We start from the raw sequence: 14,495 nt of genomic DNA, 5'->3' as shown, positions 1-14,495 counted from the left end.
CCGTTTCGCCGAAACGGCGGGGTTCGACGCGGTGGGAACCCGCCGTTTCGGCGAAACGGAGTTGATCATCGCGTCAACCGGCTGCGCCGGCCGGCGCGACGGCATCGCGGGACAGGTACTGCGCGGCCCACTGTTCGAAGGAGGTGAGCGGGATGCCGAGGTCCCGGGCGAACTCCGGCCGGGCAGGCTGCCCGGCCACCTCCACGAAGCGGTGCGAAACCGCGCCGAAGGCCGGCATACCGGCCGCCAACGCCTCCTCGTCGGTCATCCTCGGCGCGGTCAGCGGCACGCCGAGGGCGCGCGACATGATGTCGGCGATCTCGGCCATCGTCCGGTAGTCGCTTGCCAACTCCAGCTCGACCTGGTGGAAGCGCGCCGGTGCCGCGACAGCCGCCGCGGCCGCCCGACCGATGTCGTCGACCGCGACCAGGGACAACCGGGTCTCGGGCCGCAGCACGGTCACCAGCCCACCCTCGACGCCGCGGGGAAGCAGATAGGCCATCGAGGGCAGGAAGTTCTCCATGAACCACCCCGGCTTGATCAGCGTCCAGTGCGTGAAGCCGGCCGTGCGTACCCGATCCTGGATAGCGGTCTTGGCGTCGTAGTAGGGCCGCAGGCCCTCCCACCGACCTTCACCCCAGCCGGGGGCCTCGACGTGCTGCCCGGCACCGGAGACCGACGTGTGCACGAACTGTGGCACACCTGCGGCACGTGCCGCCTCGATCAGGTTGACGGCCTGGGTCACCTCGCCGTCGAAGTCCAGCGACTCCCCCTTCATCTGGGGCATCTGGACCGAGAAGACCGCGCGGGCACCCGTCGCGGCCGCCGTCAGGGAGTCACGGTCGTTGAGGTCACCGGTCCGCAGATCCGCGCCGAGCGCGGCGACGTCGCGCGCCCGGTCGGTCTCCGGGTCACGGACCAGCGCCCGGACGGGTACGCCCGCTGTGCGCAACGCGCGGACGGTCGCACCGCCCTGTCGCCCGGTGGCGCCGACGACCAGAACGGGTGCGGGTTCGTTGGACATGAGGCCCCTCTCACTAAACGGCGTGGCCCGCCGTTTCTACTTCGGTAAGATACGGCGGGCCCCGCCACTTAGCAACCTCCGAGGTGAGAGACCATGACCGCTGCGCAGCGCGCCGACGCGCGGCGCAACTACGCCCGCCTGCTCGCCGTCGCGGTGCAGGAGGTTGCCGCACACGGCGCTGACGCGTCCCTGGAGCAGATCGCCCGCGTCGCCGGCGTGGGCTCCGGCACCGTACGGCGGCACTTCCCGAGCCGCCACGCACTGCTGGCGGCGGTCTTCCGCGAGCGCGTCGAGGCCCTCGCGACGCACGCCGCAGACCGGACCGACCGCGCCGACCCACGCGCCGCGCTGCTGGAATGGCTCAAGGCCGTCATCGCCTCTGCCACCACCATCAGCGGGTTGGCCGAGGCACTGAATCGCGACCGGGTGGCCGGCCCCGACGACACCCACGTCTACTGCGCCTGTGCACAACTCACCGCCGCAGGCGAGCCACTGGTACGGCGCGCCTCCGCCGACGGTGCCCTCGCCCCGGGCGTGACGATCGACGACCTGCTCACGCTGATCACCGGCATCGCACTGGCCACCACCCACCACCCCGACCCCGCCGCCGCAGCCGCCCGCCTGCTCGACCTGGCCATCACCGGCATCAGCCCGGCGCGATGACGTCGCGCCGGCACACCGTCCGCTGATCGGTTCCGACTGCGACCGTTTCCCGACACTGTCCGGTGCCTGATCACCTGCCACGCTGGCCGACCTGCCGTGCGGGCTCACCCGCGTTGACGGCAAGCTTGCGGAGGTCGAGGTCGACGGTGACGGGTAGATGGTCGCTGGCGGCGCGGGTGGTGGGGTTGTCGACGACCGTGAACGACTTGACCGCCCGGAGAACCGGCTGGGTGGCGTGGATGGTGTCGACGCGCCGGGCGATGCCCCGAACGCCGTAGGGGCAGGTGGGCCAGTGCCCGGTGGTGGCCTTCCACGGGCTGCGGGTGGCGGCGGCGACGTCGTGGAGACCGCCGGCTTCCCAGGCCTGCGCGGGTCGACGGTCGGCGCGGTGCCGTTGGCTGGGATGGGTCGGTTCGTGGCACTGGTGGACGAGGTCGGGCCACCAGGGTCGGCCGGTGTAGGGGTCGGGGTCGTAGTCGGCGCCGTTGGCGCGGGCAGCACCGATCGAGTTGAAGTCGGAGCCGATCAGGGCCAGTTCGTGCGGGCGGGTGAGGGCGGCGAGGACCGCTTCGGCCTGGTCGATGCGGCGGTGCCGGCCGTAGGCGGGGGCGTGGTAGGAGGCGAACGTGATCGGCTGGCCGTCGATCTGGAAGGCGAGCCGGACCATGGAGCCGTAGCCGATGCCGCGCCACCCGCCGTCGTAGTGGACGGCGGGGCTGTAGGTCCGGAAGGTGTGCGGTAGCGGCGTGAGGCCGGGCCGCCAGAGCAGCGCCGTGTGCACGGTGTGGTCGCCGACCGCGACGGCGTGGATCGCGCGGGCGCTCCCGTTGGTGGCGACGGTGCTGGTCAGGCCGGTGCGCTCAGCCAACTCGGCGGCGAGGCGGGCGGCGCTGGCGGGTGGGCTCCTGAGTTCCTGGACGGCGATGACATCCGGTTCGAGGCTGCGGATGGTGTCGATGACCCGCCGCTGCCGGTTGGCCTCCCGGAGGTTGTCGGCGGTCAGGGTCAGGTCGAGCAGGTTGTAGGTGACGAAACGCATTCGGGTGACCTCGCGGATGTCAGTGGTCGGTATGCCGTGGAGTGCAGCCGACGAGCAGGACGTTGCCGTCGGCGTCGGTCACAGGGAACGCCGGTGAGGCCGGGTGCGCGGGAACGGGCTCCGGCCCACGCTGGTGGGGGCGCCGCGCCACATCCGCCAGATGACGGGCCCGTCCGTGGGAAGCACGATGGTGGGGCCGGCGTGGTAGCCGAGGCGGAGGTAGAGCCGCCGGTTGCGCATGTTGCTGGCTTCCAGGTACGCCGGCAGGCCGAGCTGGTCGAGTCGACGGTGCTGGTCGGCGAGGAGCGCGGCACCGATGCCCTGGTTCTGCCGGGTCGGGTCGACGGCCAGGTAGGCGAGGTAGTGGTGCGGGTCGTCGGGGTGGAAGGCGTCGAACATCTCTTCCAGCAGCACGAACTTCGGGGCGTACGGGCCTGCGATGTGTTCCAACGTGGCCAGCCGGCTGCGGGTGTCGACCGGGGCGGGTTCGAGGCGGGGGTACCAGATCGCGACGGCCGTCTGGTCGCCTGTGGTGTAGACCTGCCCGTGCTCCAGCCCGTGATACACGGCGTCCTTGAAGTACCTGTAGTAGACGGTCCGCCGGTCGGCCGGGTCGGGAATGAGCCAGTCGGCGAGCGGGCCTTCGTGGAACGCCTCGGCGAGGACGCCGATCAGCGGCCCGGCGTCGGCGGCGGTGGCGGGGCGGACGAGCAGATCGTGATTGCTGACGGTCACGGCAGCTCCCTGGTCAGGCGGGTTGGCGGACGGTGTCGGGGGCGAGCCGGGGGCCGGTGTCACGGTCCGCGCCCAGGCCGACTGCGGCGTACACGTCGGGGTTTGTGGTGCGCAGGACCAGCGCCCATGCGATGCCGAGCAGCGCGACGGCGGCGTACGCGGCGGGGAACGTCCAGCGCAGCGGCGAGTCCGGCGCGACGCCGAGCAGCGTGGCGAACTCCCGCAGCGTCACGGTGAGGATCCCGCCCAGCGCGACAGTGGCCAGGCCCGGTGCGATAAGTGAGCGCCATGGTCCTTCGGTGTGCGTGCTGCGGGCGAAGAAGCCGATCACGGCGGCGGAGGTGACCGTCATCAGGATCAGCACCCCGAGCCCACCGGTGACGGTGACCCAGAAGAACAGGTGCACGATCGGATCGGCCCCGGCCACGGCGTAGCCGACCAGCACGGCGAAGGCGAGCCCACTCTGGACGAGGGAACCGACCTTCGGGGCACCGGTACGCCGGCTGGTGCGACCGAACACGGCGGGCAGCACCCGTTCCCGGCCGAGCGCGAACAGGTACCGGGCCACGGTGTGGTGGAAGCTGAGCAGCGCGGCGAACAGCGACGTGATGAACAGGACCCGGGCGACGGTGACGATGCTGTCGGCCAGGTACGGCGACACCAGATTGAAGATCAGGTCGGTGCCGTCGGCGCGGGCCGCCGCCACGATGCGGTCCGGGCCGGTGGCCACCGACATCGCCCAGGCGGAGAGCCCGTACAGCAGGCCGGTGACGGCGACCGCGATGTAGGTGGCGCGGGCGATGGTGCGCCGTGGGTCTTTCGTCTCCTCGCTGAACACGACGGTGCCCTCGAAACCGACGAACCCGGTGATCGCGGTGACCAGCGCCGCGCCGATGCCGGCGGCGAAGACGTGCGAGGGGGCGAGGGTGTCGAAGCTGACCGTCCCGTCGGCCGGGTGGGTGACCATGATGGCGTCGAAGGTCAGGGCGACGACGCATTCGGCGACCAGGACGACGGCGAGGACCCGGCCGTTGAGGTCGATCCGGGCGACGCCGAGCACCGCGACGACCGCCCACACCGCGAGGGCGCAGCTCCACCAGGTCAGGCCGACGCCGTACCGGTCGTTGAGGAACTGGGCGGTGACCGCACCGGCCCCACCGTAGAGCCCGATCTGCATGGCGTTGTAGGCGAGCAGCGCGACCATGGCAGCGCCGACGCCGGCCGGGCGACCGAGCCCCCGGGTGACGTAGGTGTAGAAGGCGCCCGCGTTGACGATCCGGCGGGACATCGCCACGTAGCCGACCGCGAACAACGCGAGCACGGCCGCCACCAGCAGATAGGACACCGGGATGCCGGTGACTCCGGTGACGGCGTACCCGGTGGTCGCGCCGCCTGCGACAACGGTGAGTGGTGCGGCGGCGGCGATCACGAAGAACACCACCGACGGGATACCGAGCCGTCCGCGCGCGAGGACGGCGGAGACGGTGTCGGGTTTCGAGTGGGACATGGGTTCTCTCTCGACGAGAAGGGATGAATGCAGGACGGTCAGGTGGTGCGGTGGCTCAGTACGGCGCTGCCGACGACGGCACCGAGGTCGGCGAGCAGGTCCCGCAGCGGTGGCGGGGCCTGTTCGACCTGCTGGCGCAGGAACGCACGCACGGCGACGGGTGTGCCGTCGAGCAGGATCGGATCGAGCTGGGTGTGCATCGCCAGACCGGCGAGGGCAACGTCGAAGGCGTTGAGGCGTTGGTGGTTGCGCAGCTGAAAGGACAGTCGGGCCCACGACCAGGCGGCCGTGTTCATGTCCGCCGGCACGTAGACGGTGCGCTGTCGCCACAGCCGACCGACCTGCTGCTGGCGGAGCAGCCCGAGCTGCCACATCCGGGTGGCCACCTGGTGGTAGGCGGCGGTGGCGAAGTACGCCAACCAGGTACGGGTCTCGGTGTGACGCGGCTCCGCGACCAGGCGGTCGAGGACGAGGTGTTGCAGCCAGTCCTTCGGCGGGACAGTGTTGATCACCCGCAGGCGGCGGCCCTCGAAGGTGACCCGGCCCTCGCCGTACAGCTCGGCCAGCAGCGCGGCGGCGAGACCGTACGCTGTCGCCGACTCGAACAGCCGCGACCGGCCGGTCTGGTCGTCGTGCGCCAGGTAGAAGAACTCGTCGGCGAGACGTACGGTGCTCGGCATCGCGGCACTGCCGACGGCGCGCACCGGCCGGGCCGGCGTCGGGTGCTCGCGCAGGTGTGGGGCATGGTCGTCGCCGTGGGGTGTGCTGTTCACCGCGGCTGGCCTTCCTCGGTCGAATCGTCGATGGGAAACCCGAGCTGCCGAAGGAGCTTTCGGCCGCCGGGATGGCGACCGAGTTCCTCGATCGCCCAGGTGTGCTGCCCGCACCCGTCGCCCTGACAGTGGAAGCAGGTGCGCCCGTCGCGGTGCTGGAGCACGGTGTTGCGCGCGGACTCGAAGCGATCCACATCCCGGTCGCTCTCGTCGGTGCCGGTCACCTCGCCGGCCTTTGGTCATGCAGCGCGGTGACCTTGACCCGCACCTCCATGCAGGGCGGATGCCGGTCGACGTGCGGGTAGTCGCACTCCGGCCGGTGACCGAGCACCCACACCCACTCGTCCGCCCGATTCGGCAGGTCACGAACGCATGCGACGGTCACGGCCACGGCGGTGCCGGGGATCAGGTCGCGGCCGTACGACCAGTCACCCGGATCGAGCCGCAGCAGCGTCCCCGCCGCGACCTCAGGCACCGCCCGCCCCATGCTCCACCTCCTGCCGTCCGCTCTGGTCGGATTGCCTGCCCTGGTCGCCGCCCCCGCCGTTTCGGGGTTGATCAAGAGGTTTTGGCCTTCGGGGGTGCCCCTCGGCAACCAAAACCTCTTGATCACTCGGGCGGGTGGAAGCCGAGACGCGGCGGGTGGGGTGGAGGCCGAACGGGGGGAACGGGTGGTCGGCGTTGGCCGGTACGAACCACTTGATGCGCACTGCCATCACCCTTCTGCGAGAGATGCGCGGCCGGGCCTTCCCTGACACCGACCGCGCACCCCGACTGGGGGTGCGATACCGCCCGAGCGGGGCACGATCGCGGGCTCCGCACCCGGCTCGTGGCACCTGTGGGCGACACGGCGGGGCGGATTAGTCCTCAACGGACAGCAGTTGGCCGTCTACAAGCGAGGATTCGCTGTCGCCGGGAATGCCCGACAACCTGCTGAGAGTCATCGTCTGGCTGCAATAGGGCAGAATGCAATGCAGCACGTCGATTGAAATCATGAAAGGGGTTGCACATTAGCGCAGTCACAGGACGTTAGCCCTGGTCAGGGCAGCAATGCGTAGAACGTGATCAAGTGGCCCATCGTTTGTATGCTGCTGTTTGGCAAAGTGGTGATAGGAGGCTCCGTGTCCGACACGGACGGATCGGCCCTGTTGAGGCGGAGGATCGGCCGCAAGATGGCAGCCCTCCGCAAAGAGACAGGGATGAGTCAGGAGAGGGCCGCCATCCTTCTCCAGCGCAGCCCCGCAACCATCCACCGGATCGAAGCCGGCGACCCCCGCATCAAGTTCCGCGACATCGAGATCAAGGCGATGTGCGAGCTGTACGAGGCCAGCGCCGAAGACCGCGCCGAACTACTCGCCCTCGGTGGCGAAACCCGCACCAAGGGCGCGAGCGCCTGGTGGCACGACTACACCAACACCCGCCTGCCGAGCTGGTTCGGTCTGTTCGTCAGGCTGGAAAGCAGTGCCGAGTGCATCCAGAAGTACGAGCCGGAGGCCGTGCCCGGACTCCTCCAGACCCGCGAATACGCCAGGGAGGTCACGGGCGTACCGCACGGCCTGATTGATGCCGAGGAGGTGGAGCGGCAAGTGGACTTCCGGATGGAGCGTCAACGCCTGCTGGCGAGTCCTCGACCGCCGCACCTTTCGGTCGTGCTGAGTGAAGCGGTCATCCGACGAGCCGTCGGTGGCCCGCAGGTCATGGCCGCCCAACTCCAGCACCTGCTCGATGTCACCCGTTCGCCCAGCGTGCGGCTGCGGATCCTTCCGTTCGAGGCCGGCGTGCACGGCGGGATGACGTCCGCGTTCACCATCCTGGAGTTCCCGCCCATGCCGGGCACCTCGGAGCCGCTCGAACCCCCGCTGGTCTACGTCGACAGCCTCACCGGTGCGCTCTACCTCGACAAGGCAACCGAGGTCGCGGCGTACAAACTCGCGTGGGACGACGTGACCTCACGAGCACTCGACGAGGAGTCGTCGAGGACGTTGATAACCGCAACAATGGAGGCATTTACCCGTGGCTGACACGACGACTGTCCGGTGGCGCAAGAGCAGCCGCAGCGGCAACCAGGGCGACTGCGTCGAAGTCGCCGACGCGCTGCCCGGTGGCGGCGTGGGCGTCCGCGACAGCAAGGACCCCAACGGCCCCGTACTGACCTTCTCCCCCACCTCCTGGACCACCTTCACCACCAGCCTGCGCACCCCCACCCTCTAGACCCGCAACCCCACCCGTGCGCTGGTGGTGGCCGCTGGGTCAGCGGCCACCACCAGCTCTTCATCTCCGATTCGTTTCAGCACGGAGCCTCGTCGGTTCAGCGCTGGCGGACACCGGTCGCAGTGACCGATCTGCGACATATGAGCATGTTCGACCGGTTATGGCGACTTACTCAACGTGACCGGCGTGGTGCAAACGGGCCTCGTGGCTCGCTTGGTGTGTGATGAATGATGATGTTCTTGTGGCGCACCGGCTGCTGGAGACCGTGCACCGCTTGTTCGGACGGCATGCGCGGGCTCATGCTGGGCGTCCAACACCTGTCGTCGAGTGAGCCTCGTAAGGAGCTTTGTGAGCACCCTCGGTAGTTTCATCTGGTCGATCGCCGACCAACTTCGGGGCCCCTACCGCCCCAACCAATACGGCAACGTGATCCTCCCGCTCACAATCCTGCGACGCCTCGACTGCATCCTTGAGCCCGACCGGGATCTGGTGCGCGCGCTGGCGGCGAAGTACGACAACCCCAACCGGCTCAAGATCGAAGTCAAGAAGGCGACCGGTAGGCCGTTCTACAACACCTCGAACTACTCCTTCGCCAACCTGCTGGCCGACGCCGACGGGCTGGCGGACAACCTGGCCGACTACATCGACCGCTTCTCACCCGATGTCGACGTGTTCCAGTACTTCGACTTCCAAAAGGAAATCCTTGCTCTGGAAAAGGCGGAGCTACTGCGCGAGGTAATCACGTCGTTCAAGGCCATCGACCTGCATCCGGACGTCGTCTCCAACGCCGACATGGGCGATGCGTTCGAGTACATCATCCGCAAATTCAACGAGGCCGCGAACGAGACCTCCGGCGACCACTACACCCCGCGAGACGCGATCCGGCTGCTGGTCGACCTCCTCTTCGCCGAGAAGGACGCCGAGCTGACCGAGCCTGGCATCGTCCGCTCGCTGTACGACCCCACCGCGGGCACCGGCGGCATGCTCGCCCTGGCCGAGGAGCACCTACTTGCGCAGAACCCCGATGCGAAGCTGAGCCTGTACGGCCAGGAGTACAACCCGCAGTCGTACGCGATCTGCAAGTCCGACCTGCTGGCCAAGGGCCACGACGCGACCAACATCGCCTTCGGCAACACGCTGACCGACGATGCGTTCAAGGGCCGCCAGTTCGACTTCTGCATGTCCAACCCGCCCTACGGCGTGGACTGGAAGCAGTACGCCAAGGCGGTGACGAAAGAGCGCGACGAAGCGGGCCCCTACGGCCGGTTCGCCCCCGGTCTCCCGGCGACCTCGGACGGGCAGATGCTCTTCCTGCTCCACCTGGTTCACAAGATGCGGGCGCCGGAGGACGGCGGCGGCCGGACCGGCATCGTGATGAACGGCTCGCCGCTCTTCAACGGCGGCGCCGAGTCCGGCCCCTCCAACATCCGCAAATGGCTGCTGGAGAACGACCTGGTCGATGCCATCGTCGCCCTGCCGACCAACATGTTCTTCAACACCGGCATCGCCACCTACATCTGGATCCTCGACAACAGCAAGCATCCCGACCGCAAGGGCCTGGTCCAGCTCATCGACGGCACCTCGTTCTGGACCAAAATGCGCAAGAACCTCGGCGCCAAGGGCCGTGAGATCAGCGACGCCGACCGCGCCAAGGTCGTGAAGTTGTATGCCGACTTCACCGACGCCGACCCCGACTACTCCAAAGTTCTGCGCAACGACGAGTTCGGCTACTGGACCATCACCGTCGAGCGTCCCCTCCTCGACGAATCCGGCCAGCCGGTGCTCGACCGCAAGGGCAAGCCCAAGCCGGACACGAAGAAGCGCGACACCGAGAACGTCCCTTTCACCTACGGCGGCTCGACCGCCGGCGCGGCCGGCAAGTTCGAGGTCATCCAGGCATACTTCGACGCCGAGGTGAAGCCGCACGTCCCCGACGCCTGGATCGACTGGACAAAGGCCAAAACCGGCTACGAGGTTCCCTTCACCCGCCACTTCTACAAGTACGTCCCACCCCGCCCGCTCGCCGAGATCGACGCCGACTTGGAGAAGCAGGTCGCCAAGATTCTCGACCTGCTGCGGGAGGTTGAAGGATGAAGTCGTACGTCGAGACGGCCGACTCTGGACTTGCTTGGCTCGGGCGTGTGCCGGCGCATTGGCAGCGCTCGCCACTCGGCTCCCATTTCGAGGAACGAAGCGAAACGGTTAGTGACGCTGACTTCCCGGCCCTCTCCGTGACGAAGGACGGTGTCGTTCCCCAACTGGACAACGTCGCCAAGACGATTAACAACGACAACCGCAAGCTCGTACTCGCCGGAGACTTCGCGATCAACTCGCGGTCCGATCGCAAGGGGTCATCCGGTTTGTCGGACCGCGATGGCAGTGTTTCGGTCGTCTATACCGTTCTGAAGCCGCGCCCCTCGATCGATGGGCGGTTCGCCCATCATCTGCTCCGCAGCGCTGCGTTCCAGGAGGAGTTCTACCGCTGGGGAAGCGGCATCGTCGCCGACCTCTGGTCGACGCGCTACTCAGCGATGAAGCGGATTCAACTCGCACTCCCGTCTCTCGATGAGCAGTGCGCCATCGCCGACTACCTCGACCGCGAGACCGCCCGCATCGACACGCTCATCGAGGAGCAGCAGCGCCTGATCGAGATGCTCCGCGAGCGGCGTGAGGCAACGATCCGCTCGGCCCTGCTGTGCGGTCTCGATGATGTAGAGACCACGCCGTCTGGGGTGGAGCTGCTCGGTGCCGTGCCAAAGCACTGGCGAATGGTTCCTACCCGGTATCTGTGCACAATCACAACAGGGTCCGAAGACTCCGGGAACGCCACCGATGACGGCGAATACCCGTTCTACGTACGTGGCCGTGAGGTTCTGCGGATCGACCGCTACTCGTTTGAGGGAGAAGCGGTCATGACGCCTGGCGACGGTCAGGGCGGCACCGGCAAAGTCTTTCACTACTTCAATGGGAAGTTCGAAGCGCACCAGCGGGTCTACGTTTTCACAGACTTCACGGACGTCACGGGCTGGTACTTCTACTACTTCCTGTCGACGTTCCTCCGTCCCGTCGCACTCGCGGGTAGCAACACGGTCACCATGGAGTCTCTACGGCGTCCGCTGCTCGCTGACTTCAAGATCGCGGTGCCGCCGATCGATGAACAGCAGCGGATCACGGCTTACCTTGATGATCAGACTGCGAAGATTGACACGCTCATAGCCGAAGCTGAGCGGTTCATCGAACTCGCCCGTGAGCGTCGTGCTGCGCTGATCACGGCGGCGGTGACGGGGCAGATCGACGTACGGGAGATGGCGTGATGGCCGATCATAACGAGGCCGTCTTCGAGTCCGAGATCTGCGCGTACCTGGAGTCCCACGGGTGGCTCTACTCGGCGAACGACACTGGCTACGACCGGGAGCGAGCGCTCTTCCCCGAGGACCTGTTCGCTTGGCTAAAGGAGACCCAGCAGGCGGCGTACGAGAAGGCGTTGAAGGCGGCGGGGTCGCAGGCGAAGTTCCTCGACGTGCTGACCACGGCGCTCGACAAGCCTCTCGAGCATGGTGGCGGGACGCTGAACATCCTGCGCAACGGGGTGCAGTACATCGGTGGTGGCCGGTTGAAGATGGCACAGTTCCGGCCCGACACCAGCTTGAACGCGACCACCAACGAGCAGTACGCGGCGATGCGGGTGCGGGTGATGCGGCAAGTGCACTTCTCCACCGCCGACCGACGCAGCATCGACCTGGTTTTCTTCGTCAACGGGATCCCGGTGGCCACCGTCGAGCTGAAGACCGACTTCACCCAGTCTCTCGACGAGGCGATCAACCAGTACCGCAAGAACCGGAACCCGCTGACCAACGGGCGGCCGGAGCCGCTGTTGTCGTTCGGGCATCGGGCGCTGGTGCACTTCGCGGTCTCCAACGACCTTGCCGCGATGACCACCAAGTTGGAGGGCGAGAAGACGCACTTCCTGCCGTTCAACATGGGTCACGAGAGCGGCGCGGGAAATCCGCCAGGCGAGGGCGGTCGGTCGGCGACGGCGTACCTGTGGGAGCGGGTCTGGGAGAAGGACGCCTGGCTCACCATCATCGGCCGGCTAATGATCGTGGAGACCAAGGAAGAGTGGGATGTCGCCACCGGGACGTCGGTGCGGCGGACGAGCATGCTGTTCCCACGGTTCCACCAGTGGGAGGCCGTGACGAACATCGTGGCCGCAGTGCGCGAGGAGGGGGTGGGGCATCGCTACCTGATCGAGCACTCGGCAGGGTCGGGGAAGACGAACACCATCGCCTGGACCGCGCACCGGCTGGCGCGGCTGCACGTGAACGACGAGAAGGTCTTCGACTCGGTGATCGTGGTCGTGGACCGCAACGTCCTCGACGGGCAACTCCAAGACGCGATCCGGCAGATCGACGGGCCCGGGAAGATCGTGACCACGATCAGCCCGGCGGACGTTCGCAAAGCGGGAGCGAAGTCGAAATCCGGGCTGCTGGCGACCGCGTTGAAGAACGGGGAGCTGATCATCGCGGTGACGGTGCAAACCTTCCCGTTCGCCCTCCACGAGATCCAGGCCGACACGTCCCTGAAGGGACGGCGGTTCGCGGTGATCGCCGATGAGGCGCACTCCTCGCAGTCCGGGAAGGTCTCCTCCAAGCTGCGGGCTGTGCTGACCGCGGAGGAGATCAAGGAGATCGAGGAGGGCGGGGAGGTCGACGTCGAGGCGGTCCTGGCTGCGGAGATGACCGAGCGGGCCGAGTCGGAGAACATCTCCTACTTCGCGTTCACCGCCACGCCGAAGAACAAGACCCTGGAGCTGTTCGGCCGCAAGGGCCCCGACGGGAAGCCGGTCGAGTTCCACCTCTACTCGATGCGGCAGGCGATCGAGGAGGGCTACATCCTCGACGTGCTCAGGGGCTATCAGTCCTACGACACCGCGATGAAGATCGCCGGCCGGGCCGAGAGCGCCGACGGCGAGCTGGTGGAGGAGGCCGCCGCGCGTAAGGGGCTGATGCGGTGGGTGAAGCTGCACCCGACCAACATCAGCCAGAAAGTAGAAATCATCGTCGAGCACTTCCATATCAACGTCGCCGACCTGCTAGAAGGCAGGGCAAAGGCAATGGTCGTGACCGACTCGCGCAAGGCCGCAGTGAAGTACAAGAAGGCGATCGACGCCTACATCGCCAAGCGGGCCGCCAAGGACCCCTCGTACAACTACCGCACCCTGGTCGCCTTCTCCAACTCGGTGACCATGGCTGAGAACGAGGAGTGGGCTTCGGACTGGGGGCCGCAGCCGAGCAAAGACGAGGAGTTCACCGAAGCCAAGCTCAACCCCGGCGCCGGCGCGGACCTCGCCGCCGCCTTCAAGGGCACGACATACAAGATCATGCTGGTCGCCAACAAGTACCAGACAGGGTTCGACCAGCCGTTGCTCTCGGCCATGTACGTCGACAAGAAGCTCTCTGGGGTCACCGCCGTGCAGACGCTGTCTCGGCTCAACCGCACCCACCGCACTGCGGGCGGGGAGCAGAAGCAAAAAACATTCGTCATCGACTTCGTGAACAAGCCTGAGGACATCCGGACCGCATTCGAGCCCTACTTCACCAACGCCACCCTGGAGACCGAGACCGACCCGTACATCGTCGTTCACCTCTCCAACAAGCTCGACCAGATCGGGATCTACACGCCAGAGCAGGTACGCGAGGTCGCAGCACTGTGGGTCACCCACAAAGGCAACAACGCGCTCTCGGCCGCGATCAGCCCGGCCAAGAACGACTTCGCCCGCCGCTACGCGGCAGCGATCGAGGCCGACGACAAGGTCACCCTCAACACCCTGGACCTGTTCCGCAAGGACATCTCCACCTACGTCCGGCTCTACGACTTCATGAGCCAGATCGTCAACTACGGTGGCACCTACATGGAGATGCTGTCGATCTTCCTACGGCTCCTGGAGAAGGTCATCGCAGACTCCTCCTGGTCTGCGGAGGTCGACCTCTCCGACGTGGTCCTGGTCGGCGTCAAGCACACCAAGGCGACCGCGGTCGACATCTCACTGACCGGTGACGGCCAACTCAAGGGCATCGCCGCCGCCGGCACCGGCACCCGGAAGGAGCCGAAGTACGTCGCGCTACAGGTCGTCATCGACAAGATGAACGACCTCTTCGGCGCCGAGTCGTTCTCCTCCTCTCAGGTCCGTGAGTTCGTCCAAGGACTGGTAGAGCGCCTGCTCGCTTACCCGGACCTGGTCAACCAGGCCAAGGTCAACTCGAAGAAGCAGTTCATGGAATCGCAGGACTTCCAAGCGGCGGTCACCGACGCGGTCGTCGACAACCAGGAAGCCCACAACACCATGGCCGACTACTTCTTCAGCGATGGCCCTGGCATCAACGCCGTGATCATGGCGCTTGCAGACGCCTTCTACGAGACAGCGATCAATCAGCAGACCGACGTGTGAGCAGCCCGGTCCCGAAATGGGACCGGGGACGGTGCCCTAGCCTAGGGAGGTTCCGAACTGGGAGATGTAGATTAGGTGGGCAACGCGGACTGGCT

Annotated in this window: 13 protein-coding genes; 6 read left to right on the top strand and 7 right to left on the bottom strand. The window is 67.1% G+C overall.

All coding sequences use genetic code 11. From position 1 onward, the window contains the following. Positions 1 to 73: 73 nt before the first annotated feature. Positions 74 to 1,024 (bottom strand): NmrA family NAD(P)-binding protein, encoded by a 951-nt coding sequence (locus Vgi01_RS14540; RefSeq protein ID WP_204291354.1) that lies wholly within the window; start codon positions 1,022 to 1,024, stop codon positions 74 to 76. A gap of 93 nt (positions 1,025 to 1,117) precedes the next feature. Between Vgi01_RS14540 and Vgi01_RS14535 the strand changes: the two genes are divergently transcribed. After that, positions 1,118 to 1,687: a TetR/AcrR family transcriptional regulator gene (locus tag Vgi01_RS14535; RefSeq protein WP_204291353.1), complete on the top strand. Its 570-nt coding sequence runs from the start codon at positions 1,118 to 1,120 to the stop codon at positions 1,685 to 1,687. A 70-nt stretch (positions 1,688 to 1,757) separates the two neighbouring features. Here Vgi01_RS14535 and Vgi01_RS14530 read toward each other — a convergent pair whose 3' ends face one another. From Vgi01_RS14530 to Vgi01_RS14505, 6 genes are all read right to left on the bottom strand, one after another. Further along, positions 1,758 to 2,726, bottom strand: a complete 969-nt coding sequence (locus Vgi01_RS14530) for an endonuclease/exonuclease/phosphatase family protein (RefSeq protein ID WP_204291352.1) — start codon at positions 2,724 to 2,726, stop codon at positions 1,758 to 1,760. Between the two features lie 78 nt (positions 2,727 to 2,804). Beyond that, positions 2,805 to 3,461, bottom strand: a complete 657-nt coding sequence (locus Vgi01_RS14525; RefSeq protein WP_204291351.1) for a GNAT family N-acetyltransferase — start codon at positions 3,459 to 3,461, stop codon at positions 2,805 to 2,807. A gap of 13 nt (positions 3,462 to 3,474) precedes the next feature. After that, on the bottom strand, positions 3,475 to 4,968 hold the full coding sequence (locus tag Vgi01_RS14520; RefSeq protein ID WP_204291350.1) for an APC family permease: 1,494 nt from the start codon (positions 4,966 to 4,968) through the stop codon (positions 3,475 to 3,477). A gap of 38 nt (positions 4,969 to 5,006) precedes the next feature. Next, complete coding sequence (locus Vgi01_RS14515) at positions 5,007 to 5,741, bottom strand: GOLPH3/VPS74 family protein (protein WP_204291349.1); 735 nt, start codon at positions 5,739 to 5,741, stop codon at positions 5,007 to 5,009. Beyond that, positions 5,738 to 5,965, bottom strand: a complete 228-nt coding sequence (locus Vgi01_RS14510) for a hypothetical protein (RefSeq protein WP_204291348.1) — start codon at positions 5,963 to 5,965, stop codon at positions 5,738 to 5,740. The genes Vgi01_RS14515 and Vgi01_RS14510 overlap by 4 nt, the downstream gene beginning before the upstream one ends. Beyond that, positions 5,962 to 6,228, bottom strand: coding sequence for a hypothetical protein (locus Vgi01_RS14505; protein ID WP_204291347.1), 267 nt, complete (start codon positions 6,226 to 6,228; stop codon positions 5,962 to 5,964). The genes Vgi01_RS14510 and Vgi01_RS14505 overlap by 4 nt, the downstream gene beginning before the upstream one ends. 634 nt (positions 6,229 to 6,862) lie before the next feature. On the opposite strand from Vgi01_RS14505, the gene Vgi01_RS14500 reads away from it, so the two are divergent. The 5 genes from Vgi01_RS14500 to Vgi01_RS14480 all read left to right on the top strand — a co-directional run bounded on the left by Vgi01_RS14500 (position 6,863) and on the right by Vgi01_RS14480 (position 14,400). After that, positions 6,863 to 7,762 carry a helix-turn-helix domain-containing protein gene (locus Vgi01_RS14500; protein ID WP_232510834.1) on the top strand — a complete coding sequence of 300 codons (900 nt, stop codon included), beginning with the start codon at positions 6,863 to 6,865 and terminating at the stop codon, positions 7,760 to 7,762. Further along, positions 7,755 to 7,952, top strand: a complete 198-nt coding sequence (locus Vgi01_RS14495) for a DUF397 domain-containing protein (RefSeq protein WP_013734809.1) — start codon at positions 7,755 to 7,757, stop codon at positions 7,950 to 7,952. Before Vgi01_RS14500 ends, Vgi01_RS14495 begins: the two co-directional genes overlap by 8 nt. A gap of 348 nt (positions 7,953 to 8,300) precedes the next feature. After that, positions 8,301 to 10,046, top strand: a complete 1,746-nt coding sequence (locus Vgi01_RS14490) for an HsdM family class I SAM-dependent methyltransferase (protein ID WP_204291346.1) — start codon at positions 8,301 to 8,303, stop codon at positions 10,044 to 10,046. Further along, the gene (locus Vgi01_RS14485) at positions 10,043 to 11,266 is read left to right on the top strand and encodes a restriction endonuclease subunit S (RefSeq protein ID WP_204291345.1); all 1,224 of its coding nucleotides are present in this window, start codon (positions 10,043 to 10,045) and stop codon (positions 11,264 to 11,266) included. Before Vgi01_RS14490 ends, Vgi01_RS14485 begins: the two co-directional genes overlap by 4 nt. Continuing rightward, on the top strand, positions 11,266 to 14,400 hold the full coding sequence (locus Vgi01_RS14480; protein ID WP_239088973.1) for a type I restriction endonuclease subunit R: 3,135 nt from the start codon (positions 11,266 to 11,268) through the stop codon (positions 14,398 to 14,400). Before Vgi01_RS14485 ends, Vgi01_RS14480 begins: the two co-directional genes overlap by 1 nt. Positions 14,401 to 14,495 lie beyond the last annotated feature (95 nt).

Origin of the sequence: Micromonospora gifhornensis (assembly GCF_016863515.1) — a bacterium.
Classification (GTDB): Bacteria; Actinomycetota; Actinomycetes; order Mycobacteriales; family Micromonosporaceae; genus Micromonospora; species Micromonospora gifhornensis.
Note: the sequence above shows the minus strand (reverse complement) of the source record. Positions and strands in the feature narration are given on the sequence as shown.

Coding starts and splice junctions, on each gene's coding strand:
- Vgi01_RS14540 (WP_204291354.1), bottom strand. CDS start 1,024: ATGTCCAACGAACCCGCACCCGTTCTGGTCGTCGGCGCCACCGGGCGA.
- Vgi01_RS14535 (WP_204291353.1), top strand. CDS start 1,118: ATGACCGCTGCGCAGCGCGCCGACGCGCGGCGCAACTACGCCCGCCTG.
- Vgi01_RS14530 (WP_204291352.1), bottom strand. CDS start 2,726: ATGCGTTTCGTCACCTACAACCTGCTCGACCTGACCCTGACCGCCGAC.
- Vgi01_RS14520 (WP_204291350.1), bottom strand. CDS start 4,968: ATGTCCCACTCGAAACCCGACACCGTCTCCGCCGTCCTCGCGCGCGGA.
- Vgi01_RS14505 (WP_204291347.1), bottom strand. CDS start 6,228: ATGGGGCGGGCGGTGCCTGAGGTCGCGGCGGGGACGCTGCTGCGGCTC.
- Vgi01_RS14485 (WP_204291345.1), top strand. CDS start 10,043: ATGAAGTCGTACGTCGAGACGGCCGACTCTGGACTTGCTTGGCTCGGG.
- Vgi01_RS14480 (WP_239088973.1), top strand. CDS start 11,266: ATGGCCGATCATAACGAGGCCGTCTTCGAGTCCGAGATCTGCGCGTAC.